Below are 26621 nucleotides of genomic sequence, written 5' to 3' on the forward strand. Positions count from 1 at the left end.
CGGGGCGGAGCTGATCTTATGCAACTGGAAGGAAAATGTGGGAAATTGACGGCCTGTCAGAGAACCTTGACGTCTCCGCGGTCGGTGTAGCAGGCTGCCGCAGTGATCACGAACGACGGCCCCGTACTGGCGATCGACCAAGGCACCTCCGGTACGAAGGCGCTCGTCGTCTGTCCCGAACGCGGGGTGATCGGCAGCGGTGCGGCAGACGTCCGCCCGCGTTACCTCCCCGGCGGACTCGTCGAGGTCGATCCGGCCGCCCTGCTCTCCTCCGTCGTCGACGCCGGACGGCAGGCGCTCGCAGCGGCCGGCGAGGCGGTCGCCGCCGTGGGACTGGCCAACCAGGGGGAGACCGTCCTCGCCTGGGATCCCGCGACCGGGCGGCCGCTGACCGACGCGATCGTCTGGCAGGACCGCCGTGCCGAACCGCTCTGCACCGAACTGGCCGCGTACGACGAGGAGTTGCGCGAGCTGACCGGGCTGCCGCTCGACCCGTACTTCGCCGCCCCCAAGATGGCCTGGATCCGCCGCTTCCTCACGCAGGAAGGCACCGTCACCACGAGCGACGTGTGGCTGATCCACCAGCTGACCGGCGCGTACGTCACCGACGCGTCCACCGCGGGACGCACCCAGCTCCTCGACCTCGACCGTGTGTCCTGGTCCGAGCGCGCCCTCGATCTCTTCGGGCTCGGAGCGGAGCTGCTGCCGCGCATCGTCGACGCGGCAGGGCCGGTCGGAACCACCACGGCCTTCGGCCCCGAGATCCCGCTCACAGGGCTTCTCGTGGACCAGCAGGCCGCGCTCCTGGCCCAGAACGTCACAGCCCCCTCGACGGCCAAGTGCACTTACGGAACAGGGGCATTCCTCCTCGCGCAGACAGGCAACAGGCCGCGCCGCTCCACCAACGGTCTGGTCGGCTGCGTCGCCTGGCGGCTCGCCGGTGAGACCAGCTACTGCCTCGACGGGCAGGTCTACACCGTCGCCTCCGCCGTCCGCTGGCTCGCCGACCTCGGGGTCATCTCCGGCGCCCGCGACATCGACCCCGTCGGCTCCGCCGTGCCCGACTCCGGCGGCGTCACCTTCGTCCCCGCGCTCGCCGGGCTCGCCGCCCCCTGGTGGCGCGGCGACCTGCGCGGCTCGGTGACCGGCCTCGGGCTCGACACGACCCCCGGGCATCTGGTGCGCGCCCTCTGCGAGGGCATCGCCGCCCAGGTCGCCGAAGTGGCCGCCGCAGCCGCAGGTGACCTGGGGGCGCCCCTGTCCGTACTGCGGGTCGACGGCGGACTGACCCGCTCGGCCCTGCTGATGCAGACACAGGCGGATCTGCTGCAACTCCCGGTGGAGGTCGCCGAGTTGCCCGATGCCACCGCCCTCGGGGTGGCCGCGGTCACCCGGCTCGGCCTGAACCCGGGACTGAGCCTGCGAGAGGTGGTGGCCCCCGGGAAGCCGTCCGCCGTCTACGAACCGCAGATCAGCGCAGACCAGGCCGCCGAGCGGCTGGGCGTCTTCCGCGCGGAGGTGGCCGCCCTGCTCGCCCGCACGCCCACCGCCCCGTGACCGTCACCACCGCCGGCGCACTGCCGGAGGAGATCTACGACGTCGTGGTCGTAGGAGCCGGAGTCGTGGGCAGCGCCATCGCCCGCGAGCTCGCCCGTCACCCCCTGCGCACTGCCGTCGTCGAGGCGTCGGACGACGTCGGCGACGCCACGTCCAAGGCCAACACGGCGATCCTGCACACCGGTTTCGACGCCGTCCCGGGATCCCTGGAGTCCCGTCTCGTACGGGAAGGGCAGCAACGCCTGGCCGCGTATGCAGCCGAGTCGGGCATCCCCGTCGAACCCGTCGGCGCGCTGCTCGTCGCCTGGGACGACGAACAACTCGCCGCGCTCCCCGCACTGGCGGACAAGGCCGAACGCAACGGATACCGCGACGCGCGGATCATCGGCGCCGACGAGGTCTACCGCCGGGAACCCCACCTGGGCCCCGGCGCCCTCGCCGCCCTCGACGTCCCGGGCGAGAGCATCATCTGCCCCTGGACGACCACGCTCGCGTACGCCACCCAAGCGGTCCGCGCAGGCGTCGACCTGCACCTCAACTGCCGTGTGGAGGGCTTCGGCCGGGCGGAGGAGCTGCACCGGCTGCACACTGCCCGTGGAACGGTCCGCGCCCGGTACCTGGTCAACGCGGCAGGACTCCACTCCGACACCGTCGACCGGGCGCTCGGCCATCACGACTTCACCGTCACCCCGCGCCGGGGCCAGCTCCTCGTCTTCGACAAATTCGCGCGCGAGCTGGTCCACCACATCCTTCTCCCGGTGCCCACGGCGCTCGGTAAAGGCGTCCTGGTGGCGCCGACCGTGTACGGCAACGTCCTGCTCGGCCCCACCGCCGAGAACCGAGACGACCGGACCGCGACCCACACGACGGCCGAGGGCATCGCGCTCCTGAGGGAGAAGGGCCGCCGGATCGTCCCCGCACTCCTCGACGAGGAGGTGACCACGGTCTACGCCGGGCTCCGCGCCGCCACCGAGCACGACGACTTCCAGATCCACGCCCACCCGGAACAGCGTTACGTGACCGTCGGCGGAATCCGCTCCACCGGCCTGACCGCCTCCATGGCGATCGCCGCGTACGTCACCGAACTGCTCGCCGGAGCAGGCCTCGACCTGGGTGAGGCGCGGGACCTCGATCCCGTCCGCATGCCCAACCTCGGAGAGGCGTTCCCGCGCCCCTACCAGCGGGCCGAACTCATCGCCGCCGACCCCGAGTACGGCGTCCTCGTCTGCCACTGCGAACGCGTGTCGCGCGGCGAGATCCGTGACGCCCTCGCCGGGCCGGTCCCACCCGCCTCGCTCGACGGACTGCGACGGCGCACCCGAGCCCGGGGAGGCCGCTGCCAGGGCTTCTACTGCGGGGCCGCGGTCCGCGAACTCTTCGTACGACGCGCGGAGTTGAGAGGATGACGAGGAGCGAGCGCACCGTCGACGTCCTGATCGTCGGCGCCGGACCTGCGGGCCTCACCGCCGCCTCCCGGCTGGCCGGCGTCGGCGCCGTGGAGGTCCTGGAGCGCGAGGCGCAGACCGGCGGCATTCCGCGCCACTGCCACCTCGGCGGCTTCGGCCTGCGCACCGGACCGCAGTACGCCCGCAGGCTCACCGGCGAAGCGGCTCGGGCCGGCGCCCGGCTGCGTACCTCGGTCACCGTCACCGACTGGGCAGGCCCGCGCACCCTCGACACCACAGGACCCCACGGCCTCGAACGCATCACCGCCCGCGCCGTCGTCCTCGCCACCGGCGCCCGCGAACGCCCGCGCAGCGCACGCCTGGTGCCCGGCACCAGACCCGCCGGAGTCCTCACCACCGGCGAGCTCCAGCAGACCGTCCACCTCCACGGCCGCCGCCCCGGCACCCGGGCAGTCGTGGTCGGAGCGGAACCGGTGGCCCACTCGGCCGTGCGCACCCTGCTGGGCGCGGGCGTCGAGGTCGCCGCCATGGTCACCGACCTGCCGCACCACCAGGCGCCGCCCACGGATGCGGCGGACACACGGCTTCGGCGCGGCGTACCCCTGCTCACGCGCACCACCGTCGCCGAACTCCTGGGCCGCGGACGGCTGTCGGGCGTCGCGATACGCCACGCCGACGGCAGGGAGGCGGTGATCGCCTGCGACACCGTTGTCTTCACCGGGGACTTCGTACCCGAGAACGAACTGCCCCGGCGCGGCGGCCTGTTGCTCGACCCCGGCACACGAGGACCGACCGTCGACCCCGCCTTCCGAACCACCGGACCGGGCGTCTTCGCCGCCGGCAATCTGCTCCACGGCGCCGAACCGGCCCTGTCCGCAGCCCGGGAGGGTGCACGCGCCGCAGCCGCCGTACTGCGGCACCTCGACGGCGCGCCCTGGCCCGCGGAACAGATTCCGGTACGGGCCGAGGACCCGCTGCTCTGGGTCGCACCCCAGCGCATCTCCCCGGGCTCGCCCCACCACTTCCTCCTGCGCACCGCGCAGTTCCTCACAAGAGCTCACCTGGTCGTACGCCAGGACGGCCGGATCCTCCACCACCAGAGACTGCCGCGCACCGTCGTACCGAACCGCTCCCTCACCATCAGCGGGAACTGGGTGGACAGAGCCGATCCCCGAGGTGGCACAGTGATCTTCTCGACGGAGCAGAGGAGCACCTGATGGGCGAGGCGTCCCACCCACCCTTCGAACTGATCGCGGGCGCGGCCGCATCGCCCGTCATCCTGCATGTGCCGCACTCCGCGCGCACCGTGCCTGCCGAGGTGCGGCGCGACATCGTGCTGGACGACGCGGCGCTCGGCCGCGAACTCGACCACATCACCGACGCGCACACTGCCGAGATCGCGAAGGCGGCAGCCGCGTCGGCGCCCCTCCCTCCCTGGCAGTTCGTCAACCGGCTCTCGCGCCTGGTCGTCGACCCCGAGCGGTTCCCCGACGAACGCGAGGAGATGCGGGCGGTAGGCATGGGCGCGGTCTACACCCACACCACCCACCGCGAACGGCTGCGCGCCCCCGATACCGCCGAACTCCCCCTGATCGAGGCCTACTTCCACCCCTACGCGGCCGCGATGACCGAGGCGGTCGACGACCGGCTGCAGGCCGCCGGCAGGGTGGTGGTGATCGACGTCCACTCGTACCCGACCGACCCGCTGCCGTACGAACTGCACGGCGAAGGCCCCCGCCCGCCCGTCTGCCTGGGCACCGACGGCTTCCACACCCCCGCCGGACTGCTCGCCCGCGCCCGAGCGGCCTTCGCACCGCTGGGTACGACCGCCGTGAACACCCCCTTCGCCGGCGCCTATGTGCCGCTGAAGCACTACGGCATGGACCGGCGGGTCAGCGCCCTCATGATCGAGATCCGGCGCGACCTCTACATGGCGGAGCCCGGCGGACAACCGGGCCCCGGCCTCCAACCGCTGGCCGAAGCCCTGGCCGCGCTCGTCCGCAGCGAGACGAGCGGAGCCGCGGAGTGACCGCCGAGCGCGCCGAGCGGCGCTTTCCCCTGCCGAACAGCCTCACCGGCGTCGGGCTGATCGTCACCCGCGACGACGGCCGGATCCTGCTGGGCCTCGGCCACGACGGGCGCTGGGAGCTCCCCGGCGGCAAGGTCGATCCGGGCGAGGGCTTCGAGGAGGCGGCCGTACGGGAGCTCGCCGAGGAGACCGGACTGCGGGCCGACGCCGCCGACGTCGAGGTCCTCGCCGTACTCCTCAGCAACCTCAACGGGGTGACCCTGGTGACCGCGGCCGCCCGGACCGCCGCCGCCCGCGGGAGCGCCCGCGTCACGGAGCCGGACAAGATCGAGCGCTGGGAATGGTTCGCACGGGACGAGATCCCGGCCGAGCTCTTCGGGCCGTCCGCGGCGGTCCTGCGTTGCCTCGGGCCGGAGCCCGACGCGCACCCCGGCCCCGGAAAACACCGCTATCGCGTCACGAGCCCGCCGCCGCGTCCCTGAGCGCCTGTACGTCGATCTTCTGCATGCCCATCATGGCCGCCATGACCCGGCCGGCCTTCGCGCCGTCCGGGTCCTTCATCAGGTCGGTCAGCTCCCTGGGGATGATCTGCCAGGACAGCCCGTACTTGTCCTTGAGCCAGCCGCACTGGCTCTCCTCGCCGCCGTCGGCGGTCAGCTTGGACCACAGCTCGTCGACCTCCTCCTGGGAATCGCAGTCGACATACAGCGAGATGGCCTCGGAGAAGTGGAACATGGGGCCGGCGTTGAGGGCGAAGTACTGCTGCCCGTCGAGCTCGAAGGTGACCACGGTGACGGAACCGCCCGGCTTGCCGGGCTCGCCCTCGCCGTAGTTGATCACCTCGACGATGCGGGAGTTCTTGAAGACGGAGACGTAGAAGTTCGCTGCTTCCTCGGCCTGGTTGTCGAACCACAGGTGCGTCGTGATCTTCTGCATGGCTTGTCCTCCTGGAGAGGCGGCGTGCGGATGCTTTCGATGGGTGGACCGGCCCCGCCGCCGTAACTCATCGGTTTTCGGCAAGACCATCCTGGGCCCGTACGGGATTCCCCGCACGACGGGCCGGGAGCGTCACCAGTGCGATGCCGCCGCAGCACACCGCGAGCAGCGCCACCTCGGCGGACGACGGCGCGGGAGCCGTGCCCAGCGCCCAGTCGCCCAGCCGTACGGTGAAGGGGACGGCCAGCTGCACCGCTGCCGTGAAGACGGGGCCTGTCAGCAGGATCAACCGGTGCTGGACGAGATAGGCCGGGGCATAGACCACCGCGCCGAGCAGGACGATGCCCCAGCCCTGCGCCGCGGACGGCGGATCCGACAGGAGCGCGGGCAGCGCCATCGGCACCAGCACCGCACTCGCCGCGCCGAGCAGTACGGGCAGGACGGCGAGCGGCGGCAGTCCGGAGAGCCTGGCCCGGTAGAGGAAGCCGTAGACGGCGAACCCGGCGGTTGCAGCAGCCGCCAGGAGCAGTCCCATCGGGTCGAAGTCGCCCGCCTCCGCGCCGAGCGCCGCATATCCGGCGCCCGCGGCGGCGGCCAGCGCGGCCCCGCTCACCTTCCGGACGCCGGAGCGCTCGCCGAAGAAGAGCCCGCCGATCACCATCGAGAAGCACGGCATCAGCGCCACCACGAGATTGGTGAGCGAGGTGCCGATGCGCGGGATCGCGAGCAGGGTGCCCGCCGCGTACCCGGCGAAGCCGAGCAGCCCCAGGAGCCACACCGTGCCGGGGCGGGCCGCGGCCCGGCGGAGATCCGCGCGGCCGGACGCGGTCGAGGCCGCGACGGCCGTGAGCGCCAGACAGCAGACCGCGGTACGGCCCGCCGCGACCCCGAGGGGTGCGGTGCCCGCGACCAGCGCGCCCGACAGCAGCCATGTGCCCGCCAGCAGGGCCACCAGGGACACGGCCATCGCGGGGATTGCCGTGCGGCGTGTGCCGTTCACCTGGGGGTCCTCGATCCGGAAGGTCCGGATGATCGTCAGGCCCACCGCCGAGTGCCGTCAAGGGAATCGACCGGGAAATTGAGCGGCGACCCGTGCCGGCCGCGTCGTAGCCTGCGGATCATGAACCCCAGTGATGCAGCACGCGCCGTCGTCGCCGAACGCCATCCCGAGGCCCGTGCGGCCTTCCTCGGGGGGAGCGTGCTGACCGCGCGGCGCACGGCCCATTCGGACCTGGACATCGTGGTGCTGCTGCCGGACGGCGATCCGCGCGTGTACCGCGACAGCTTCCGCCACGAGCCCTGGCCGGTGGAGATGTTCGTCCACACCGAGGCCAGCTGGCACGGTTACGTGGACCGCGAACTGGCCCAGCGCCGTTCGCCGTTGCTCTTCATGTGCGCCGAGGGCGAACTGCTCCTGGACCGCGACGGGAGCGGTGCGCTCCTGGCGGCGGAGGCGGCGCGCCTCGTGGCGGCGGGCCCGCCACCGGTGACGGCGGAGGAACTGGAGGCCGAGCGCTACCGGCTGACCGACCTCCTCGACGACCTCGCGGGCTGCACCGACCCCGGCGAACGCCTCTGCGTCGCCACCGACATCGCGCGCGAAACCGGTCGGCTTCTGCTGCTGACACACGGCGCCTGGCTGGGCGGCGGCAAGTGGCTCGCCCGGCGTACGGACGCCGTACGCCCCGGATTCTCGGGGCAGTTGGCGCAGGCGGTGGGCGAGGCGCTCGGCGGCCGTACGGACGCGCTGGTCGCGCTCGCCGACGAGGTGCTCGCCCCGGCCGGCGGGCGGTTCTGGGCGGGCTTCCGCCGCGGCGGACGCGCGTGACCGCCTACGCGTCGAGGGTCACCGACGTCGCCTCGCGCAGCGCCCTGCGGCAGAGCGCGTCGGCGCGACGGGTGGTCTCCGGCTGGCGGTAGCCGGGGGCCAGATGCAGCGTGTGGGCGCAGGCGTTGTCGAGGCTCACCCGGTGGCCGACCGAGACGTAGACCGGCTTCACCGACTCCTGGGTGCGCAGCGCGCGGCCGACGACGTCACCGCCGTCGGCGACCAGCGGCGAGGAGTCACCCCGCCGATTGCCGGGCTGCTCGTACGTGAACGTGAAGGGATTCTTGGCGACGCCGATCACCGGCAGTCCGGTGAGCACGCCCAGATGGCTTGCGAGGCCGAAGCGGCGCGGATGCGCCTGGCCGTAACCGTCGCAGATCACGAGCCCGGGACCGTGCGAGAGCTTCTCCAGGGCGGCCAGGACCGTGGGGATCTCGCGGAAGGCGAGCAGCCCGGGGACGTACGGGAAGGCCACCGGACCCACCGCCGTGGCCTCCTCGACGACGGCCAGGGTGGCCGCGTCGAGGACGACCGCCGCTGCGGCGACGATGTTCCGCTCGTCGTCGTACGCCACGTCGACACCCGTGACGAGACCCGTCCCGGGAGGCGGTCCCGGCTCGTCCAGCACCACCCGGGTGCGGAGTTCGTCCTGGATCGCGCGGGCCGCCGCTTCGTTGATGGGGGTGTCCATGACCAACAGCTTACGAGTGCGGGTGCTCCGCAGGTTCGAGTACGAAGACGGGGATCTGCCGGTCCGTCTTCTCCTGGTAGTCGGCGTAGTTGGGGAACGCCGCTACGGCACGCTCCCACCACACGGCCTTCTCCTCGCCGGTGACCTCACGGGCCGTCATGTCCTGGTGCTCGGTGCCGTCCTGGAGCTCGACGCGGGGGTCGGCCACGACGTTGTGGTACCAGACGGGATGCTTGGGTGCGCCGCCCAGCGAGGCCACCGCGGCGTACGCACCCTCGTGCTCGACGCGCATCAGGGGCGACTTGCGGAGCTTGCCGGTCTTCGCGCCGCGGGTGGTCAGCAGGATCACGGACATGCCGCGCATGGTCATGCCCTCGGTGCCGCCGGACTTCTCGATCCGCTCGACCTGCTCGCGTACCCACGCGGTCGGGCTCGGTGCGTACTCGCCCTCGAGAGGCATGGCAGATGTCCCTTCGTCGGTTGGTACTGACGATGGGCCAACGTACCGGAGGCCCAAAATCGTCCTCGCCCGAATGGCCCAGCACCGATGTGGGCGGGCGCGGAGCGCAGGGAGAGTGGAGGGGTACCCCCGTAGCCCCTCACCTGGAGACCGCGATGACCTGTATGAACCGGCGTGACCTCGGTCTGCTCGTCCTGAGGGCGGGAACGGGCGGGGTGCTGATGGCGCACGGCGCGCAGAAACTGCTGGGCTGGTTCGGCGGCGGCGGTATCGAAGGCACCAGCGCGGCGATGGAGCACATGGGCTTCCGGCCCGGCAGGCAGAGCGCGATCGCCTCCGGGCTCGGTGAGGCGGGAGGCGGAGCGCTGCTGGTGCTCGGCCTCGCCACTCCGGCCGCGGGGGCCGCGGCCGCAGGGACGATGGCGGGGCGGTGGCCGTCCACGCGCCCGCCGGGTTCTTCGCCCAGGGCGGCGGTTTCGAGTACCCCGCCTTCCTCGGCTTCACCGCGGCCGCCATCGGCGTGGCCGGTGCGGGCCGCTACTCCCTCGACCATGCGACGGACCATGTCTTCGACCAGCCGTGGACGGTCGCGGTCGCCTTCGTCGGCAGCGCGCTCGCGGCAGCGGCCGTGGTCGGCCGCCGCAACAGGGCGCAGAACGCCGCCCAGGACGAGGAGTAGCGGCAGGCGGTCTCAGGCGATGGAGGCCGAAATGACGGCTGCCACCGCGAGGTTGCAGGAGGCCGTCACCCATACCGCGGGGTGCGGCTCGGGGTCGACGAGGGTCGCGCCGAGCTTGCCCGGCGTGACGAGATCGACGACGAAGAACGCGAGGGCCATCATCACCAGGCCCAGCAGCCCGAACGCCGTCGTCGAGGCGAGGCCCTTGCCGAAGTCGTCGTACGTCGTCCAGATCGACGTGAAGACGATCCCGCCTATGGAGAGCAGCGCGGAGCTCAGCAGCAGCGCCGCGTTGCGGTTGCGTTCCTCCCAGATCTGACGGCCGAGCTTGCCCGGTGTGAGGGCATCCACCAGGAAGATGCCGAGGATCAACAGCACGACGCCCAGGGCTCCGTAGGCGGCGGCGCGGCCAAGTCCGTTGACGATGTCGTTCATGGTGAGGGCTGTCTCCGCACGTGAAGGGTGATCAAGTCAAGGAAGCGCAAAACCTATCGCACAGCTGCGCCCAGAGGTATCTGCTTGACCTCTATCTTGGTTGGGGTTTTAGCGTTCACGTTGTCCCTCAACAGCACCCTCGGAGGCACTACGTGAGCATGGAAGTCACCGCGTGGACATCACTGCACAGCGTGATGAACGCGCAACAGGACAAGCGGCCCTTCTCCCGCGCGACGCTGCGCCGGATCGCCGCGTTCGCCCGCCCGCACCGCACGCAGCTCGTGCAGTTCCTTCTCCTGAGCGTTGTCACCGCCCTGCTCGCCGTCGCAACTCCCGTACTGTCGGGGAGGGTTGTGGATGCGATCGTCAAGGGCAAGGCATCCGGCACGGTCACCGCCCTCGCTCTGCTGATCGCCGGGATCGCCCTCGCGGAGGCGGCGCTCGGGCTGCTGACCCGCTGGCTGTCCTCGACGCTCGGCGAGGGACTGATCCTCGATCTGCGGACCGCGGTCTTCGACCACGTGCAGCGCATGCCGGTCGCATTCTTCACCCGGACCCGCACCGGGGCGCTCGTGAGCCGGCTCAACAATGATGTGATCGGGGCCCAACGCGCCTTCAGCAGCACGCTGTCGGGGGTCGTGGGCAATGTCGTCACGCTCGTCCTGACGGTCGCCGTGATGCTCTCCATCTCCTGGCAGATCACCCTGCTCGCGCTGGTTCTGCTGCCGCTCTTCGTGCTCCCTGCCCGCCGCACCGGCTCCCGCATGGCCCGCCTCCAGCGCGAGGCCGCAGGTCACAACGCGGCCATGGGCACACAGATGACGGAGCGGTTCTCGGCCCCCGGCGCGACCCTGGTGAAGCTCTTCGGCCGGCCCGCGGACGAGTCCGCCGAGTTCGCCGCCCGCGCCCGCAGAGTCCGCGACATCGGGGTCCGTACGGCCATGGCGCAGTCCGTGTTCGTCACCGCGCTCACCCTCGTCTCCGCCCTGGCGCTCGCCCTGGTCTACGGGCTGGGCGGTTTCTACGCGCTGCGCGGCCAGTTGGAACCCGGCGCCGTCGTCGCACTGGCCCTGCTGCTGACCCGGATGTACGCCCCGCTCACCGCACTGGCCGGCGCCCGCGTCGAGGTCATGAGCGCACTCGTCAGCTTCGAGCGGGTCTTCGAGATCCTCGACCTCAAGCCGCTGATCGCCCAGAAGCCGGACGCGCGCACGGTCCCCGAGGGGCCCGTCGCCGTGGAGTTCGACAACGTCCGCTTCGGCTACCCGGCCGCCGACAAGGTCTCCCTCGCCTCCCTCGAAGAAGTCGCCACGCTCGACTCCCGGGGCGGCACGGAAGTCCTCCACGGAGTCTCCTTCCGCGCCGAACCCGGCCAGATGATCGCCCTCGTCGGCTCCTCGGGCGCGGGCAAGTCGACCATCGCCCAACTGCTGCCCCGCCTCTACGACACCGACGAGGGCGCCGTACGGCTGGGAGGTGTCGACGTACGCGACCTCACCGCCGACTCCATCCGCGCCACCCTCGGCATGGTCACCCAGGACGGCCACCTCTTCCACGAGTCGGTACGCGCGAACCTGCTGCTCGCCCGGCCGGAGGCGAGCGAGGACGACATCTGGGACGCCCTGCGCCGCTCGCGCCTCGACGCTCTCGTCACCTCGCTGCCCGACGGCCTCGACACCGTCGTCGGCGAACGCGGCTACCGGCTCTCCGGCGGCGAGCGCCAGCGCCTGACCATCGCCCGCCTCCTCCTCGCCCGCCAGCGCGTCGTCATCCTCGACGAGGCCACGGCACACCTGGACTCGACGTCCGAGGCGGCCGTGCAGGAAGCGCTGGGGGAGGCCCTGGAGGGCCGGACCGCGGTCGTCATCGCCCACCGGCTCTCGACCGTACGGGCCGCCGACCTGATCCTCGTCGTCGAGGAAGGCCGGGTCGTGGAGCGCGGCACCCACACCGACCTCCTCGCCGCGGGCGGCAGGTACGCGGAGCTGTACCGGACCCAGTTCGAGCGCCCGGGCAGGGAGACCGCGGAGCTGACGGGATGACGGGAGGGCGATGAGTTTCCGGGCCGTCCGGAGTCCCTCCTCCAAGACCGCCACCGCGGACGACCCTGCACGAAGGGACCACCTGCCATGACTTCCGTCCACACCCTCGAGGCCTCCGGCGTCCGCCTGCACTACGAGATCCGCGGCAAGGGTCCGCTCCTGCTCGTCATGGGAGCGCCGATGGGCGCCGGTGCCTTCGCGCCGCTGGCCGATGCGCTGGCCGGAGACCACACGGTCGTCACGCACGACCCGCGCGGCATCTCGGGCAGCGTCCTCGACGACCCGGAGCAGGACTCGACACCCGAGCTGCGCGCGGACGACGCGGCCGCGCTCCTGGACGCGCTCGGCGCCGAGTCCGCGGACGTGTTCGGCAGCAGCGGCGGCGCGGTGACGGGGCTCGCACTGGTCGCCCGGCACCCCGGCCGGGTCCGTACCCTCGTCGCACACGAGCCGCCGCTGCTGGAGCTGCTGCCCGACGCGGCCGAGCAGCGCGCCAAGGTCGAGGACCTGGTCGCCACCTTCCACCGCGAGGGGCTGGAAGCGGCATGGAAGAAGTTCATGGCGGGCGCGGGATTCGACGACGGCGACGACGGCGCCCCCGCGGCGGCGCCGCAGGAGCCCTCGCTCCAGGACCTCGCCAACAGCGCCCGGTTCTTCGGCCACGAGCTGCGCGCCACCAGCCTCTACCGGGCCGACATCGACGCGCTGAAGTCCGGTCCCACCCGTGTCGAGGTCGGGATCGGAGCCGACTCGGGCGGCCTGGAGACGGTCCGTACGTCCACGGCACTCGCCGACCTCCTCGGCCGCCCGCCGGTCGAGTTCCCCGGCGACCACGGAGGGTTCATCGGTCACCCGGCGGAGTTCGCCGAGGTGCTGCGGAAGACACTGTCCGGGGCCTGACCGTCCCGTACGGCACCGGGCTGCCCCGATGCCGTACGACGGTCGTCAGCTGGACCTGCGCCGCGCCCAGAGCACGATGCCCGACCCCAGCACCACCAGCGACACCGCGCCGATCCCCAGCCGGAGGTCGTACTTCCCCGCCCCGGTCTCGGCGAGACTCGGGCCGGTCGGTGCGGCCGGACCCGGGGCGGGCGGCACGGTGCTCGGCGAGGTCGTGGGGGTCGGCTTCGAGGGCTCGTCGGGGGCGGTGGTCGGCGGAGTCGGCGGGGGCGTCTCCGCCGGCTTCGGCTCGATCCGCAGTGCGGCCAGGGCCTCGACGCCGGTCGGTGTCCGCTCGCCGCCGTTCGCGGCCGCTGTCAGTTCGGCGCTCACCGTCAGCGGTCCCGCCGGCGCCCCCTCGGCCACCGCAATGGTGAACTGCGTTGCCGAAGAGCCCGACGGCGCCAGGACTGTCCCCTTCGGGAGCGTTCCGGTCAGTGTGCCGTCGGGGTGGGCGGTCAGCGCGATCCTCTTGCCCTGCGCCATCACCGTCACGTCCGCGGCGCGCAGTCCCTGCGGTCCCTTGAGCGTCAGTTCCGTACCCGTGTCCGGGTACTCCGGTCCGTCCGCCGGATTCGTGTACGTCACCGAAGCGGCAGCCGGCGCCGCACCTGCGACGATGCGCGCCGGAGCGGTGACCTTCGCTGCGGCCCGGCCCTCGACGGCGAAGTTGTAGGTGTTCCCGGCCACCGTGATGCCGTCCACATAGGTGTCGAGCGTGGCCGTCGGCGACCCCAGCCGGCCCACCCGGGCGATGACGCCGAGCGCGCCGTCCCCGGGGGCGTTGCAGGCCGCGGCGAAGGTCGCGAGCGATGCGTCGCCCTGCGCCGGGACGCCCGCCACGGCGCGCGAGGTGCGCCACAGCGTCGTCCCCGGGGACTCGAAGGTCTGCCAGGTGTCAGGGACGACACCGGGCCTGCCCTCGGTGTCCGTATGGCGCCCGGGTTCGAAGCTGATCGTCGTGAAGACTCCGCCGCAGATCATGGGGAACTGCAGGTTGGCGCCGACGTTGCCGGCCGTGGAACGCGCCGAGTTCTGGTAGGTGGAGTAGGAGACCCCCGAGGTCAGCAGGGAGGTCAGCGTGACCGGGGCGGCGAAAGCATGGGCCGCCTGGGACGTCTCGTCGCCCCCGATGCCCAGATGGAGACTGCCGTCGAGCCAGGTGGCATCGGCGAAGGCGGCGACCTCCTGGGTCCCGTGGGCGATCCCGGCGTTACCCGGGTCGTCCTGGAGTCTGAACCAGGGCCCTGCGGCACCGAGACCGCCGGGATGAACCACGGTCGGGTCCGCGGCGGCGGCCGGCAGGACTCCGGCGCCGGACAGGGCGAGCACGGCCGCGAGGGCGAGGGGCGCGAGCGCGAGGTCGCGCTTCCGCAACGGGGGCAGGCTTCGGATCTCGTACACAAATGGCCTTTTATCAAATGAATCGCGTCAAATGTCGCATTCGAGTCCCGACACCGTCGGAGGCGCCCGAATGGCCGCCGCCGGCTCCCTGCCGCAGGATGGCCTCGTGCCGACGTCAGAGAGAGCGTGGTCCCTCCGGCTGCGCCGCCCGGTCCCGGCCGGGACCGCCGTCGGGGTCACCGTGGCCGTGCTGGTCCTCACCAATCTGGCGAACAACCGGTGGGCCCGGTCCTGGAGCCTGCCCGTCTCGCTCCTCGCCACCGGTGTGCTGCTGGGCATCATGTACTGGGCCGGCGGCGGGTGGCGCGACGTCGGGCTCGCGCGGAGCAGCCTGGGGCGGGGACTGCGCTGGGCGGCCGCCATCATCGCTGTCGTCGCCGCGGGCTATGCGTGTGCGGCGGCGCTGCCCTGGACCAGCGACCTGTTCTCCGACCAGCGCTACAGCGAGCTCGGCGCAGGTGACGTCGCGTGGCGCGCGCTGGTGGACGTACCGTTCGGCACCGTACTGCTGGAGGAAGTCGCGTTCCGCGGCGTGCTGTACGGGCTCCTCCTGCGCATCCGGGGCCCGCTCGGCGCGACCCTGATCTCCTCGGCGCTGTTCGGCCTGTGGCACATCCTTCCGAGCCTCTCCCTCGCCACCGCGAAACCCGCGCTCGACCCGGGCTTCGGGGGCACGCTCCTCGGCACGGTTCTGGTCGACGCCGGGGCCGTACTGTTCACGGCCGTCTCCGGCTGCGTCTTCTGCGAGCTGCGCCGCCGCAGCGACAGCCTGCTGGCCCCGATGGGACTGCACTGGGCCACCAACGCCCTGGGCTACATCTTCGGATTCCTGCTCCGCTAGTACGGAGACTCCCGCTGCTCGATGTGGCGGCGCAGGCGCGCGGTGTCCTCGTCGGTCCACCCGTCGCGCGGCACCACCGCCGCCCAGCCGTCCACCGGCCCTGCGCCGTAGCGGTGTCCGTGCGGGGGCTCCACCCCGTACGAGACGGTTATGTCGATCGTCGTCTGCCAGAACGTGACGAGCGGGAACCAGCGGATCTCCGAGGTGATGTCCGGGCCGAGCGGCTTGTCGAGCCACTGGGGCCGGTGCAGCAGCAGGTCCGTGGACCACCACACCACCGGGTCGGAGGCGTTCTGCAGGGAGACGACCCGCGGATGTCCCCAGGCCGCTTCGGGCCGCCGCAGATCCTCGGCCGGGAACTGCGCCACACGCACGTTCCTGCCACCGTCGTACTGGGGCCGCCACACCGGGCTGCCCGCGTCCCTGTGGTCCCTGATCTCCTGCGACATCGGGGCGAAGTTGGGTGTGCCGAGGATCAGTGCCCCGTCGGTCTTCGCGAGCAGGTCCTTCACACCGTCGAACGACGACTCGACGGCGAATCCGCCCAGGCTCTCGCCGGTGACGACGAGCTTCGGGCGGTGGTCCTCGGGGAGCGCGGACCATTTCGCGAGGATCGCCTCCATGAGGTCGCGGGTGGCCTGCGCGGCCCGCTCCTTGTCAACGAGGAAGGAGACCCAGCTGGGGAGGTAGGAGTACTGCACCGCGACGAAAGCGGTGTTCCCGTCGTGCATGTACTCCAGGGGCTCGCTGATGTTGGAGTTGATCCAGCCCGTGCCGGTGGTCCCCGCGACGGCCAGGACGTCCCGGTCGAACGCTCCGGTCCGTTCCAACTCCCTTACGGCAAGGGCGGCCTTGGCCTTGAACGGGTCCTCGTCACTGAAGGCCTCGGGCGCCGACGCGCTGATGTAGACGCGTACGGGATCCTTCGCCGGTCTGCCGGTGTACGCGCTGATCTGCGCCTTGGTCGGCACGGACCCGGTGAAGTTGCGTCCCTGGAATCCGAGGTCGTCCCACGCGATGAGCGAACCGGGTCCGCCGGACACGAGCGGCGACACGGGCTTCTCGATCCCGCTCCTGGTCCCGCCGTTGACCGAGTACGCCATCCGGTCCGCGATGTCGATGACACCGCGCTGGAACACGACGTTGCGCAGCCCGACGGTGACGATCAGGGCGCTGAGCGCGAATCCCACACCGATCGCGACCGGCAGCGGCACGATGCGGCTCAGCAGCCGGATCAGCCGTCGGGACCCCAGCCGGATCGAGCGCGCCACCAGCAGGATCAGAGCCCACAGCACCACGGCGATCAGTGCGATCACCGGGATGTGCCAGGTCAACGCCGGTGGCAGGCCCTGGAGTTCACGCAGCCTGCGCTGCATGTGGGCGCTCTCGGCGATCAGCAGCACGCCGAGCACCGGGCTGAGGATCCAGTACGCCTGCCAGAGTCTGGCGCGCGTCGCGCGGGCCGGCCGCCACCGGAACAGGGCGCGGCACACCGTGCTCACCACCGATCCCACGGCGTACCCGAACGCAGCGGAGATCCCGCCGACGGCGCCCTGCAGCAGCCAGGGGCGCGGCACCAATGACGGCGTCAGCGACATCCAGAAGAAGACGGTCGCGAAACAGACCGCGGTGAAGTCGGGCCATCGCCTGACCAGATACGAACGGTCGGGCCGCTCCCAATAGGGCTGTTGCACGACCCCGACGAACCGCTGCCGGAGTGAATTGCCCCAGGATGCCGCATTTTGCATGGCCCGTAGGGTAGCCGTCGGCCGCCCTACGGTCCGGCACGCGCTTCCGCCCGGGCGAGCCCCTCGTGCACCGGACTGGTTGTAAAGTGGGGGAAGTGCACTTGACCTGCATAAACGCAGGCAGGTAGCCCGACTCTGGGAGTAGTCCGATGCTGCGAACCATGTTCAAGTCCAAAATCCACCGTGCCACCGTGACCCAGGCCGACCTGCACTATGTCGGATCCGTCACCGTCGACGCCGAGCTGATGGAAGCCGCCGACCTGCTGCCCGGCGAGCTGGTCCATATCGTCGACATTGACAACGGTGCCCGGCTGGAGACGTACGTCATCGAGGGCGAGCGCGGCTCCGGTGTCATCGGCATCAACGGCGCGGCGGCCCACCTCGTGCACCCCGGCGACCTGGTGATCCTCATCAGCTACGCCCAGGTCGACGACGCCGAGGCACGCACCCTGAAGCCCAGCATCGTGCACGTCGACGCGGACAACCGGATCGTCGCCCTCGGCGCCGACGCCTCCGCGCCGGTCCCCGGCACCGACCAGGAACGCAGCCCGCACGCCGTGGTGGCGGGGGCCTGACAAGGAAGGACACCGTCCGATGACGGAGATCCGGGACGACCGGCCGCACGGCCGCATGGAAGCCTACGAAGACGGCCGGGGCGTCGGTCATATCGACTACTTCGTGCTGGACGCGGACCCGTCCGCGCTGGTTGCCGTCCACACGATCGTGGAGCCGGCGCACGAGGGCAAAGGTGTGGCCGGCTCGCTGGTGAGGGAGTTCTACGCGACGGCCGGGCGCGAGGGCCTCGCTGTCGTACCGCTCTGTCCGTACGCCGCCAAGTGGGCCGAGCGGCATCCCGACGAGGCCCCGGCCGCACCGCCCGAGCTCGTACAGGCGGCCAAGGAACAGCTGGCCGCCGACCCGCGCACCTGGTGATCCGGGAGGCGCGGGCATGCGCGGAGGGGCAGAGTGGACGGAGCGCGTCCGCCAGCACTGTGGAGGTGTCCACCGTGACGCAGCCGTATCCCGATCCCGTGCCCCCCGCGCCGCCGGGCCCCGGCAGCCCTGATCCCGGCCCGATGCCCGGCCCGCTGCCTCCGCCGCTGCCCGACCCGATTCCGCAGCCGCCGGGCCCCGACCCCGTACCGTCGCCGGAACCGGAGCTGGAGCCCGCCTTCGGTGCGTAGGCGATCAGCCGGCGCTCCGGCCCGCTGACGTGTCGTGGTGACGCGTCAGCCGGGCGGGCACCGTGTTTACGCCGCCCGGCGGCCGCGGCCGTGGCCGCGCGAGGAGCGGATGATGTCCGCGTAGCGGTGACCGCTCCCCTTGATGGTGCGGCGCTGCGTCGGGTAGTCGACGTGGACCAGGCCGAAGCGCTTGTCGTAGCCGTACGCCCACTCGAAGTTGTCCAGCAGCGACCAGGCGAAGTAGCCGGCGAGAGGGACACCTCGGCGGACGGCGCGGGCGCAGGCCGCCAGATGTTCGTCCAGGTACTGGACCCGCTCCGTGTCGTCGATCGAGCCGTCGGCGCGCAGCACGTCCGGGTAGGCGGAGCCGTTCTCGGTGATGTAGATCTGCTGCGGCCCGTACTCCTCCGAGAGCCGCACCAGCATGTTCTCCAGGCCGTCGGCGTTCACCTCCCAGTCCATCGCGGTGTGCCGGGCGCCGGGCAGATAGACCTGCTTGGCGTACGGGATGGAGCCGCCCGGGTCGGCGGCGACGACATTGCGGAAGTAGTAGTTCAGGCCGAGCCAGTCCAGCGGTGCGGCGATCGTCTCCAGGTCGCCGGTGCGGATCGGCAGGTCGACGCCGTACAGGTCGACCATGTCCTGCGGGTAGCCGCGGCCGTGGATCGGGTCCAGCCACCAGCGGTTGGTGTGCCCGTCGGCTCGTACCGCCGCGGCCTGGTCCTCCTCGCGCTCGGTCGCGGGCTCGCAGGGGCTGAGGTTGTTGACGATGCCCACCCGGGCGCCGGGCACGGCGGCGCGGATCGCCTGGGTCGCCAGGCCGTGGCCCAGATGAAGGTGGTACGAGGTGCGGACGGCGGCCTCGATGTCGGTGAGGCCCGGGGCCATCCGTCCTTCGAGGTGCCCGATCCAGGCGGAGCAGAGCGGCTCGTTGAGCGTCGTCCAGTTCTCCACGCGGTCGCCGAGCCGGCCGGCCACCGCTGATGCGTACGCGGCGAAGTGCTTGGCCGTGTCGCGCGCGGGCCAGCCGCCGCGGTCCTGCAGGGTCTGCGGCAGATCCCAGTGGTAGAGGGTCGGATACGGGGTGATGCCCGCCTCCAGGAGGCCGTCCACCAGCTCGTCGTAGAAGGCGAGGCCCTTCTCGTTGACGGGGCCGTCGCCGCCGGGGACGACGCGCGGCCAGGCGACGGAGAACCGGTAGGCGTCCACGCCGAGTTGCTTCATCAGCGCGATGTCCTCGCGCCAGCGGTGGTAGTGGTCGCAGGCCACGTCGCCGTTCTCATTGGCGTCGATCTTGCCCGGGGTGTGCGAGAACGTGTCCCAGATGGAGGGCGAACGGCCGTCCTCGGCCACGGCTCCCTCGATCTGGTACGCGGCGGTCGCCACGCCCCAGACGAAGTCGGGGGGAAGGGAGTTGAAGTCGCTCACGGACTGCCTTTCTAAGGGTCACTTGACGGCGCCGGCGGTCAGGCCGGCGACGAGATAGCGCTGGAGGAGCAGGAACCCGGCGACCACCGGCACGCTGACGACGAGCGACGCGGCCATGATCTGGTTCCACGAGACGTCGTTGAGGGTGGAGTAGCCCTGGAGTCCGACGGCGAGCGTGCGCGTGGTGTCGTTCGTCATGACCGAGGCGAAGAGGACCTCGCCCCAGGCGGTCATGAACGCGTACATCGCCACGGCGACGATGCCGGGGATGGCCGCGGGGACCACCACCCGGAAGAGCGCGCCGAGCGGACCGCAGCCGTCGACCATCGCGGCCTCGTCGAGGTCCTTGGGGATGGAGTCGAAGTACCCGATCAGCATCCAGATCGAGAACGGCAGCGAGAAGGTCAGATAGGTGAGGATCAGACCGCCGCGCGAGCCGTAGAGCGCGATGCCGGTGGAGTTCCCGATGTTGACGAAGATCAGGAAGAGGGGGAGCAGGAAGAGGATGCCCGGGAACATCTGGGTGGAGAGCACCGTGATGGTGAAGACCCGCTTGCCGCGGAAGCGGTAGCGGCTCACCGCGTACGCCGCGAAGACCGCGACCACCACCGAGGCGATGCTCGCCGTACCCGCCACGATCAGCGAGTTCATGAAGTACCTGGCGAGCGGGATGGTGGTCCAGATGTCGACGTAGGGGCTGAACGTGATCTCGTGCGGGATCCAGGAGAACTTGCCCGAGACGTCCGCGAGGGACTTCATCGAGCTGCTCAGCATCACGTAGACGGGCACCAGCGTGAAGAGCGTGATCAGGGTGAGCACGATCCGCCGGGTCCACAGGAAGGACCGCGGGGGCGCCGTGGGAGAGCGGCGGTTGACCGTCGAACTAGACATCGGCGCTCTTCCTTCCGCGCGAGGTGAAGATCAGGTACACGGCCGTCACCACGAGGAGGAAGAGCAGGAGCAGGACGGACATGGCCGCACCGCTGCCGAAGTTCCAGGTGACGAACGAGGACTGGTAGATGTGAATGGAGATCAGGTCCGCGGCTTCGGGCGCCGATTTGCCGAACAGGACGTACGGCGTGTTGAAGTCGTTGAACGTCCACAGGAACAGGACGAGGACCAGGACCTGGTTGACGGACCGCAGCGAGGGCAGCGTGATCCGGCGGATCTGCTGCCAGATGCCGGCGCCGTCGATGGACGCGGCCTCGTACAGTTCGCGCGGGATGTTCTGGAGGGCCGCCATCACCATGAGGAAGGCGAAGGGCCAGGACTTCCAGACGGCGACGGTCACCAGGGCGTAGAAGCTGTTGTCGCCGATCAGCCAGAACGACTGCTTGTCGGTGATGCCCAGCTGGTCGTGGAGCACATGGTTCACCAGCCCGTTGTCGTGCTGGAACATGAACACCCAGGTGATGATCGCGGCGTACGCGGGGAGTGCGTACGGGATCAGGAAGATGGTCCGCAGCAGGCCCCGGCCGCGGAAGTTCTCCTGCATCAGGACCGCGGCCGCCGTGCCGATCAGCCAGGAGAGGCCGACGGCGAGGACGGTGAATCCGCAGGTCACGTAGAAGGAGTGCAACAGGGCTTTGCCGATGGGGGCGTTGAAGTCGACGGCTACGTCGTAGTTGTGCAGCCCTTTCCAGGGGGCTGCGTTCCAGTTGCGGATGAAGAACTGCGTCAGCCCGCGGAAGCTCATCACGATGCCCATGACCATCGGGATGATGTGGATGAGCAGTTCGAGGATCAGGGCGGGGAGGAGCAGGAGGTAGGGCAGGCCGCCGCGGCGGATCCGGTCGGGGATGTGCGGGAAACGTCCGCGCACACCCCCGGACTTCAGAACATCGTCGCCGGCCGCCGATGGCACCTTGGAAGGGGTCACGGTGGACGTCATGGATCAGTGCCTCACTGCTGCATCTGCTGCTGAGCCTTGGTCAGCTTGGACTTGACGAGCTCGTCGGTGATGGCGTGTCCCGCCGCTGCTTCCGCCCACAGCTCCTTGATGGCGGTGCCCACGGTCGTCTCGAACTGGGACTCGGCGGCGACCTGCGGCAGCGGGGCGGCGCTGGTGGTGAGCGTGTTCTTCAGGACGGTCAGGTCGGGCGCGGAGAACGCGGCGTCCGACTGCGCGGCCTTGACCGGCGGTATCGCACCGAAGGCCTTGTTGAGGGTCTTCTGCTCCTCGGTGCTGGTCATGAACTTCACGAACTCCAGAGCACCCTTGGTGTTCTTGGTGTTCTTGAAGACGGCCATGTTGATGCCGGCGACCATCGAGTTGACCTGCTTGTCCTGGCCGGGCGCACCGGACGGGACCGGGACGGGGGCGGTGCCCCAGTCCTCGGGCTTCATGCCCTGGGCGGCGAAGGTCGTGGCCGCGGCCTGCCAGAGCACCATCGCGGTCTTGCCCTTGGCGAAGTCGCTGAGCGACTGGTTCTGGGCGTACTCGGCGTTGCCCGGGGCGATGATCTTGTCCTTGGCCATGAAGTCGACGTACTGCTTCACGGCCGCCACGGCGCCGTCGGAGGTGAAGGTCGGCTTGCCCGAGGCGTCGAAGAAGTCGGCGCCGTGCTGCTTGCCGAGTACGAACGCCTGGTGGATGTTGTTGGAGAGGTTGCCGCCCTCCGCACCCAGGCCCCACTTGCCGCTGGTGCCGTTCTTCGAGATCTTCTGGCCGTCGGCGACCAGCTCGTCCCAGGTGGCCGGCGGCTTGGAGATGCCCGCGTCGGCGAACATCTTCTTGTTGTAGTAGAGCGCGTAGGCCAGGGAGTACAGCGGCACCGCCGAGGGGTCCTTGCCTGCGGCGCCGGCCGAGGCGACGGCGGATTCGACGAACTTGTCCTTGCCGCCGATCGCGTCGAAGTTCTTCGCGTCCCAGGGGAGCAGGGCGCCCGTCGCCTGCAGCGAGGCCGACCAGGTGTTGCCGATGTTCAGGACATCGGGGCCCTGTCCCGACGTGGTCGCGGCGAGGATCCGGTTGAGCAGGTCGGACCACGGAACGACCTCGAGCTTGACCTTGATGCCCGTCTGCTTCTCGAACTTCGCCAGTTCGGGCGCAAGGATCTTCTTGTCGGTCGCGATGTCGGGCGCCTGGTTGGACGCCCAGTACGTGAGCGTCTTGGGGGAGTCGTTGCCGCCCCCGCCGCCGGAGTCGGATCCGCCGCCGCACGCCGTGGCGGCGGCGAGGGTGGAGACGGTGACGACAACTGCTGCTGCGGCTCGGATTCTGCGCATGATTCGGTGGCCCCTTCCAGGGGGACGGCTGCGTTCAGTGGTCGAACGGCCTTCACGTCTTAATTCAGAGCGTGAGTTAAGTAGTGAGAGAAGGTCGCGTCAAGGGCTTGCGCAGGGGTATGTTGCCTCTTGGGAAGGAGCCACATGGCTGAGCAGAACAGACGGACCGTGCGTGACCTGCGACGAGGCAACCGCGCAGAGGTATTGCAACGGTTGTATTTCGAAGGTCCGCTCAGCCGGCAGGAGTTGGGCTCCGCCACCGGCCTGAGTTCGGGTTCCATCAGCAATGTTGTTGCGGAACTCGCCGGGGACGGCCTCCTGGAGGAGGCCGGTGTGGTCGACTCCGACGGAGGCCGCCCGCGCACCCTGCTGCGCGTCGCCCCCGGCAGCGGCCACCTCATCGGCATCGACGTCGGCGAGACCCGGGTCCGGGTGGAGCTCTTCGATCTCGCGCTCACCGAACTCGGCCGCACCGAACGTCCCCTGGTGCACCACGGTTACGACGTCGACCGCATCGTCAGCCACATCCGCGACGCCGTCGCCGAGGTCCTGCGCGAGGCCGACGTCCCCGCCGACCAGCTGATCGGTGTGGGCGTCGGTGTGCCCGGGATCATCGACCGCAGCTCGCCCGACGGCGTGGTGGTGCATGGGCAGACCGTCGGCTGGGACGCCGTACCGCTGGAGGCGATGCTGCGCGAGTCCGCCGAACTGCCCCCGCACGTACCGTTCTTCATCGACAACGGGGCCAAGACCCTGGGTCAGGCCGAAATGTGGTTCGGCGGCGGCCGCGGTGCGAGCGACGCCGTGATCGTGCTGTTCGGGTCGGGCGTCAGCGCCTCGATCGTCGTCGACGGCGCCCCGTACGGAGGTGCGGACAGCCGTGCCGTCGAGTGGGGTCACACCACGGTGCGCGTGCGCGGGCGCCGCTGCCGCTGCGGGTCGCCGGGCTGTCTGGAGGCCTACGTCGGGGCCGAGGCCATCCGTGAACGCTGGCTGGAGACCGGCGGCGGGAAGGGCACGGCGGACACGGAGGAGGCGGCACTCGCCTCCCTGCTGCTTGCCGCCGACCCCGGTGAAGGTGGTGATCCTGACCCGGCCGCCCTCGAACTCCTCGACGAGACAGCGGAGTTCCTCGGTGCGGCCCTCGCCGACCTGGTCAACCTCTTCCGCCCCGAGCGCATCCTCGTCGGCGGCTGGGCCGGCCTGCTCCTGGGCCCGAGGCTGCTGCCTGCCGTACGCCGCTACGCGACCGAGTACGCCCTGCGTCACCCCGGTGAACGCACCACCATCGACCTGGGGACACTCGGCCCCGACGCCGTCACCGTCGGCGCGGCGACACTGCCCCTCGCGGACTTCTTCGCCCGTGGCGGCCGGCACCGCCGCCTCGACGCGGAGGAGGCGGCCGGTGACGCCACCGACCGTGCACAGGAAGGGAGTTGGCGCCGGGTCGTGGTCGAACGGCGGTCGCTGTAGGGCAGTCCGTTTTGGTGCGTGCTCTTGTCATGGTCTCTTCGACAGTCGTACTTTTGCCGCTTGCGCGTGTCCGCTGTGCCCGACGTGTGAGTGGGGGAGCCGAGCCATGGCCGCATCAGGTCGTCACCGCCGGTACCAGCCCAGCCGTATCAACCGTGCTTCGCTGACGGTGACGGTGGGCGGTGCCGGGATCGCCCTGCCGCTGCTGTCGGCGGGCACCGCGTCGGCGGCCTCCGTCGGTGTCTGGGACAAGGTCGCGAACTGCGAGTCGACCAACAACTGGAAGATCAACACCGGCAACGGGTACTACGGCGGACTCCAGTTCAGTCAGTCGACGTGGAAGGCGTACGGCGGCGGGGCGTACGCCCCGCGCGCCGACCTGGCGACGAAGGACCAGCAGATCGCCGTCGGCGAGAAGGTCCTCAAGGGGCAGGGCCCGACGGCCTGGCCGGTCTGTTCGGTACGGGCTGGACTGACCCGGGGAGGCGACGCCCCGGCGATCAGAACCGCCAGTGCGCACGACGCGAAACGCGAGACGAAGCAACAGGAGACGAAGCGCACGGCCACGCGCACGGCTTCGACGCCGCAGACCGCCCACGGGACGTACACCGTGGCCAGCGGCGACTCGCTCTCCCGGATCGCGGAGACGGAGCACGTCAGGGGCGGCTGGCACCAGCTCTACTCGGCGAACCGCCAGGTCATCGGCGCGGACCCGGACCTGATCTTCCCCGGGCAGCGGCTCAGACTCGGCGCTCACGAGGCAGCGCCCCAGAAGCACGAGACCACACCGAAGAAGCATGAGACAGCACCGAAGAAGCACGAGACCACGCCCAAGAAGACCGTGCACACCACCAAGACCTCCACCGGGCAGAAGAAGGTCACCAAGGTCACCAAGGCGGCGAAAACCACCGGCTTCACCGCCCCGGTCGACGCCCGCCCCAGCACCCCCTACCACCGCTCCGGCAGCTCCTGGGCCAGCGGCTATCACACCGGGGTCGACTTCCCTGTCCCCACCGGCACTTCGGTGAAGGCCGTCGCCGCGGGCCGCGTGGTCTCGGCGGGCTGGGCCGGTTCGTACGGGTACCAGATCGTCATCCGGCACGCCGACGGCAAGTACAGCCAGTACGCCCATCTCTCCGCGCTCACCGTCCGCGACGGCCAGAAGGTCGGCGAAGGGCAGCGGATCGCACGCTCCGGATCGACCGGCAACGCCACGGGCCCGCATCTGCACTTCGAGGTGCGGACCGGGCCCGGCTACGGCAGCGACATCGACCCGCTGGCCTACCTCAGGGCGGGCGGAGTCACCGTCTGACCGCTCCCGCCGGTCTCGGTCCTGTCCTCGGACGGCCCGCGCTGCGCGGGGATCGCGGGCGCCGACTCGGCGACCTTGCGGCTCGGCGCCGTGTGCAGACGCTCCGTGGTGAGCAGGATCAGCCCGCCCGCCGCGACGACCCCACAGCCCAGGGCCAGCAGCGTGCCGGTGGTCCCGTACCGGAAGTGCTCCCCGAAGAGGGTCAGCCCGATCGCCGCCGCGAGCACGGGGTTGACCACCGTGACGGTCGCCAGCGGTGCGGCGAGACCGGCGCCGCGGTACGAGGCCTGGGAGAGCAGCACCCCGGCGCCGGCCAGTCCCGCGATCGTCAGCAGACTCGGCCACTCGGCGGTCGGGGAGTGCGAAGTGAAGTCCACGGCCACGGTCTTGGTGAACACCGACGCGACACCGAACGCGACCCCCGCGGCCGCGGCCAGCATCACGCTGCGTACGACAGGACGGTGCATCCGCTGCGCCGCCAGGAAGAGCGCGACGACCCCGCCGGTGGTCACCAGCGCCAGCAGCACCCGGTCGCCGCCCGCCAGGGTGTCGGAGTCGGCGGAACCCGTCAGCGAGAGCAGACCGGCGAGACCGACGGTCGCCATGATCGCCCCGCGCCAGGCGGTGGACCCCGCCCTGCGCCCGACCAGCAGCGAGGCCATCGGCAGCGCGAAGACGATCGTCAGCGCACCGAGCGGCTGCACCAGGCTCAGCGGACCGTACGCCAGAGCCGCGACATGCAGCGCCGCACCGAGACCGCTCAGTGCGATCGCGCCCCACCAGACGCCGCGGCGCAGCGGTGCGTACTGACTGCTCGGTGCGGACGCGGCGACGCGCTCCTGCATGATCGCCGCTGCCGCGTAGGCGACAGCGGAGACCAGCGAGAGAAGCACGGACAACGCAAGGGCACTCATGGTGTCCACGATGTCCCGTCCCGGTGGAGAAGTCGTCGTACCTGAGCAGGCAATCGGTCGTACTGCTCTAGTAGTAGGGCCGTACTC

General features: G+C 70.8%; 25 protein-coding genes and 2 pseudogenes. 15 read left to right on the top strand and 12 right to left on the bottom strand.

The features are described 5' to 3' along the window. Positions 1-102: 102 nt before the first annotated feature. From OG707_RS37995 to OG707_RS38015, 5 genes are read left to right on the top strand one after another with little or no spacing between them, the layout of a single operon-like run. Positions 103-1557, top strand: a complete 1455-nt coding sequence (locus tag OG707_RS37995) for an FGGY family carbohydrate kinase (protein WP_329126430.1) — start codon at positions 103-105, stop codon at positions 1555-1557. Further along, on the top strand, positions 1554-2963 hold the full coding sequence (locus tag OG707_RS38000) for an FAD-dependent oxidoreductase (protein WP_329126431.1): 1410 nt from the start codon (positions 1554-1556) through the stop codon (positions 2961-2963). Before OG707_RS37995 ends, OG707_RS38000 begins: the two co-directional genes overlap by 4 nt. Beyond that, a complete protein-coding gene (locus tag OG707_RS38005; protein ID WP_329126432.1) occupies positions 2960-4180 on the top strand; it encodes an NAD(P)/FAD-dependent oxidoreductase in 1221 nt (406 codons plus the stop codon). Before OG707_RS38000 ends, OG707_RS38005 begins: the two co-directional genes overlap by 4 nt. After that, on the top strand, positions 4180-4992 hold the full coding sequence (locus tag OG707_RS38010) for an N-formylglutamate amidohydrolase (protein ID WP_329126433.1): 813 nt from the start codon (positions 4180-4182) through the stop codon (positions 4990-4992). The genes OG707_RS38005 and OG707_RS38010 overlap by 1 nt, the downstream gene beginning before the upstream one ends. Continuing rightward, positions 4989-5474, top strand: a complete 486-nt coding sequence (locus OG707_RS38015; RefSeq protein WP_329126434.1) for a nucleotide triphosphate diphosphatase NUDT15 — start codon at positions 4989-4991, stop codon at positions 5472-5474. The genes OG707_RS38010 and OG707_RS38015 overlap by 4 nt, the downstream gene beginning before the upstream one ends. Here the strand turns inward: OG707_RS38015 and OG707_RS38020 are convergent. Together OG707_RS38020 and OG707_RS38025 are read right to left on the bottom strand one after the other, a co-directional pair. Continuing rightward, positions 5449-5928 (bottom strand): VOC family protein, encoded by a 480-nt coding sequence (locus tag OG707_RS38020; RefSeq protein WP_329126435.1) that lies wholly within the window; start codon positions 5926-5928, stop codon positions 5449-5451. The genes OG707_RS38015 and OG707_RS38020 overlap by 26 nt on opposite strands. A gap of 67 nt (positions 5929-5995) precedes the next feature. After that, positions 5996-6928: a DMT family transporter gene (locus tag OG707_RS38025; protein WP_329126436.1), complete on the bottom strand. Its 933-nt coding sequence runs from the start codon at positions 6926-6928 to the stop codon at positions 5996-5998. 120 nt (positions 6929-7048) lie between these two features. Between OG707_RS38025 and OG707_RS38030 the strand changes: the two genes are divergently transcribed. Beyond that, a complete protein-coding gene (locus OG707_RS38030; protein WP_329126437.1) occupies positions 7049-7756 on the top strand; it encodes a nucleotidyltransferase domain-containing protein in 708 nt (235 codons plus the stop codon). Between the two features lie 4 nt (positions 7757-7760). Here the strand turns inward: OG707_RS38030 and OG707_RS38035 are convergent, their stop codons facing one another. Together OG707_RS38035 and OG707_RS38040 are read right to left on the bottom strand one after the other, a co-directional pair. After that, positions 7761-8447: an endonuclease V gene (locus tag OG707_RS38035; protein WP_329126438.1), complete on the bottom strand. Its 687-nt coding sequence runs from the start codon at positions 8445-8447 to the stop codon at positions 7761-7763. A 10-nt stretch (positions 8448-8457) separates the two neighbouring features. Beyond that, positions 8458-8907, bottom strand: a complete 450-nt coding sequence (locus OG707_RS38040; protein WP_329126439.1) for a nitroreductase family deazaflavin-dependent oxidoreductase — start codon at positions 8905-8907, stop codon at positions 8458-8460. A gap of 155 nt (positions 8908-9062) precedes the next feature. Here OG707_RS38040 and OG707_RS38045 point away from each other — a divergent pair. Beyond that, positions 9063-9586, top strand: a pseudogene (locus OG707_RS38045) (DoxX family membrane protein). Between the two features lie 12 nt (positions 9587-9598). On the opposite strand, the gene OG707_RS38050 reads toward OG707_RS38045, so the two are convergent. Further along, a complete protein-coding gene (locus tag OG707_RS38050) occupies positions 9599-10021 on the bottom strand; it encodes a DUF350 domain-containing protein (RefSeq protein ID WP_329126440.1) in 423 nt (140 codons plus the stop codon). Between the two features lie 152 nt (positions 10022-10173). Between OG707_RS38050 and OG707_RS38055 the strand changes: the two genes are divergently transcribed. Next, positions 10174-12063, top strand: coding sequence for an ABC transporter ATP-binding protein (locus OG707_RS38055; RefSeq protein ID WP_329126441.1), 1890 nt, complete (start codon positions 10174-10176; stop codon positions 12061-12063). Between the two features lie 87 nt (positions 12064-12150). Next, the gene (locus tag OG707_RS38060) at positions 12151-12963 is read left to right on the top strand and encodes an alpha/beta fold hydrolase (RefSeq protein ID WP_329126442.1); all 813 of its coding nucleotides are present in this window, start codon (positions 12151-12153) and stop codon (positions 12961-12963) included. A 45-nt stretch (positions 12964-13008) separates the two neighbouring features. Here the strand turns inward: OG707_RS38060 and OG707_RS38065 are convergent, their stop codons facing one another. Then, positions 13009-14379, bottom strand: a complete 1371-nt coding sequence (locus OG707_RS38065) for a hypothetical protein (RefSeq protein ID WP_329126443.1) — start codon at positions 14377-14379, stop codon at positions 13009-13011. A 133-nt stretch (positions 14380-14512) separates the two neighbouring features. Between OG707_RS38065 and OG707_RS38070 the strand changes: the two genes are divergently transcribed. Then, a complete protein-coding gene (locus OG707_RS38070) occupies positions 14513-15247 on the top strand; it encodes a CPBP family intramembrane glutamic endopeptidase (RefSeq protein WP_329126444.1) in 735 nt (244 codons plus the stop codon). Here the strand turns inward: OG707_RS38070 and OG707_RS38075 are convergent. After that, on the bottom strand, positions 15244-16995 hold the full coding sequence (locus OG707_RS38075) for an alpha/beta hydrolase (protein WP_329126445.1): 1752 nt from the start codon (positions 16993-16995) through the stop codon (positions 15244-15246). The two genes, OG707_RS38070 and OG707_RS38075, sit on opposite strands and share 4 nt — an antisense overlap. Before the next feature lie 149 nt (positions 16996-17144). On the opposite strand from OG707_RS38075, the gene panD reads away from it, so the two are divergent. The 3 genes and pseudogenes from panD (at position 17145) to OG707_RS38090 (ending at position 18179) form a co-directional block, all read left to right on the top strand. Continuing rightward, positions 17145-17570, top strand: coding sequence for an aspartate 1-decarboxylase (gene panD, locus OG707_RS38080; RefSeq protein ID WP_329126446.1), 426 nt, complete (start codon positions 17145-17147; stop codon positions 17568-17570). Positions 17571-17580: 10 nt separating this feature from the next. Next, positions 17581-17928 (top strand): annotated as a pseudogene (locus OG707_RS38085) (GNAT family N-acetyltransferase); the annotation flags it as partial. Positions 17929-18002: 74 nt separating this feature from the next. Further along, positions 18003-18179: a hypothetical protein gene (locus tag OG707_RS38090; protein ID WP_329126448.1), complete on the top strand. Its 177-nt coding sequence runs from the start codon at positions 18003-18005 to the stop codon at positions 18177-18179. Positions 18180-18245: 66 nt separating this feature from the next. Here the strand turns inward: OG707_RS38090 and OG707_RS38095 are convergent, their stop codons facing one another. The 4 genes from OG707_RS38095 to OG707_RS38110 are packed head-to-tail and all read right to left on the bottom strand — an operon-like array spanning position 18246 to position 22835. After that, entirely contained in the window at positions 18246-19607 is a 1362-nt protein-coding gene (locus tag OG707_RS38095; RefSeq protein WP_329126449.1) for a GH1 family beta-glucosidase, read from the bottom strand. Positions 19608-19625: 18 nt separating this feature from the next. Then, positions 19626-20498 carry a carbohydrate ABC transporter permease gene (locus tag OG707_RS38100; RefSeq protein ID WP_329126450.1) on the bottom strand — a complete coding sequence of 291 codons (873 nt, stop codon included), beginning with the start codon at positions 20496-20498 and terminating at the stop codon, positions 19626-19628. Continuing rightward, complete coding sequence (locus OG707_RS38105) at positions 20491-21498, bottom strand: carbohydrate ABC transporter permease (protein WP_329126451.1); 1008 nt, start codon at positions 21496-21498, stop codon at positions 20491-20493. The genes OG707_RS38100 and OG707_RS38105 overlap by 8 nt, the downstream gene beginning before the upstream one ends. A gap of 11 nt (positions 21499-21509) precedes the next feature. After that, the gene (locus tag OG707_RS38110; protein ID WP_329126452.1) at positions 21510-22835 is read right to left on the bottom strand and encodes an ABC transporter substrate-binding protein; all 1326 of its coding nucleotides are present in this window, start codon (positions 22833-22835) and stop codon (positions 21510-21512) included. A gap of 144 nt (positions 22836-22979) precedes the next feature. Between OG707_RS38110 and OG707_RS38115 the strand changes: the two genes are divergently transcribed. Both OG707_RS38115 and OG707_RS38120 read left to right on the top strand, forming a co-directional pair. After that, the gene (locus OG707_RS38115) at positions 22980-24308 is read left to right on the top strand and encodes an ROK family transcriptional regulator (RefSeq protein WP_329126453.1); all 1329 of its coding nucleotides are present in this window, start codon (positions 22980-22982) and stop codon (positions 24306-24308) included. A gap of 106 nt (positions 24309-24414) precedes the next feature. Then, positions 24415-25620: a transglycosylase family protein gene (locus tag OG707_RS38120; RefSeq protein WP_329126454.1), complete on the top strand. Its 1206-nt coding sequence runs from the start codon at positions 24415-24417 to the stop codon at positions 25618-25620. Here the strand turns inward: OG707_RS38120 and OG707_RS38125 are convergent. Continuing rightward, the gene (locus tag OG707_RS38125) at positions 25590-26534 is read right to left on the bottom strand and encodes a DMT family transporter (protein WP_329126455.1); all 945 of its coding nucleotides are present in this window, start codon (positions 26532-26534) and stop codon (positions 25590-25592) included. The genes OG707_RS38120 and OG707_RS38125 overlap by 31 nt on opposite strands. Between the last annotated feature and the right edge of the window lie 87 nt (positions 26535-26621).

The organism is Streptomyces sp. NBC_01465 (genome assembly GCF_036227325.1).
GTDB lineage: Bacteria > Actinomycetota > Actinomycetes > Streptomycetales > Streptomycetaceae > Streptomyces.

Excerpts from the sequence above, each read along its gene's own strand:
- OG707_RS38110 (WP_329126452.1), bottom strand. The coding sequence starts at position 22,835 with ATGCGCAGAATCCGAGCCGCAGCAGCAGTTGTCGTCACCGTCTCCACC.
- OG707_RS38040 (WP_329126439.1), bottom strand. The coding sequence starts at position 8,907 with ATGCCTCTCGAGGGCGAGTACGCACCGAGCCCGACCGCGTGGGTACGC.
- OG707_RS38120 (WP_329126454.1), top strand. The coding sequence starts at position 24,415 with ATGGCCGCATCAGGTCGTCACCGCCGGTACCAGCCCAGCCGTATCAAC.
- OG707_RS38075 (WP_329126445.1), bottom strand. The coding sequence starts at position 16,995 with ATGCAAAATGCGGCATCCTGGGGCAATTCACTCCGGCAGCGGTTCGTC.
- OG707_RS38010 (WP_329126433.1), top strand. The coding sequence starts at position 4,180 with ATGGGCGAGGCGTCCCACCCACCCTTCGAACTGATCGCGGGCGCGGCC.
- OG707_RS38115 (WP_329126453.1), top strand. The coding sequence starts at position 22,980 with ATGGCTGAGCAGAACAGACGGACCGTGCGTGACCTGCGACGAGGCAAC.
- OG707_RS38035 (WP_329126438.1), bottom strand. The coding sequence starts at position 8,447 with ATGGACACCCCCATCAACGAAGCGGCGGCCCGCGCGATCCAGGACGAA.
- OG707_RS38050 (WP_329126440.1), bottom strand. The coding sequence starts at position 10,021 with ATGAACGACATCGTCAACGGACTTGGCCGCGCCGCCGCCTACGGAGCC.
- OG707_RS38020 (WP_329126435.1), bottom strand. The coding sequence starts at position 5,928 with ATGCAGAAGATCACGACGCACCTGTGGTTCGACAACCAGGCCGAGGAA.
- OG707_RS38125 (WP_329126455.1), bottom strand. The coding sequence starts at position 26,534 with ATGAGTGCCCTTGCGTTGTCCGTGCTTCTCTCGCTGGTCTCCGCTGTC.
- OG707_RS38105 (WP_329126451.1), bottom strand. The coding sequence starts at position 21,498 with ATGACGTCCACCGTGACCCCTTCCAAGGTGCCATCGGCGGCCGGCGAC.
- OG707_RS38100 (WP_329126450.1), bottom strand. The coding sequence starts at position 20,498 with ATGTCTAGTTCGACGGTCAACCGCCGCTCTCCCACGGCGCCCCCGCGG.
- OG707_RS38060 (WP_329126442.1), top strand. The coding sequence starts at position 12,151 with ATGACTTCCGTCCACACCCTCGAGGCCTCCGGCGTCCGCCTGCACTAC.
- OG707_RS38030 (WP_329126437.1), top strand. The coding sequence starts at position 7,049 with ATGAACCCCAGTGATGCAGCACGCGCCGTCGTCGCCGAACGCCATCCC.
- panD (WP_329126446.1), top strand. The coding sequence starts at position 17,145 with ATGCTGCGAACCATGTTCAAGTCCAAAATCCACCGTGCCACCGTGACC.
- OG707_RS38005 (WP_329126432.1), top strand. The coding sequence starts at position 2,960 with ATGACGAGGAGCGAGCGCACCGTCGACGTCCTGATCGTCGGCGCCGGA.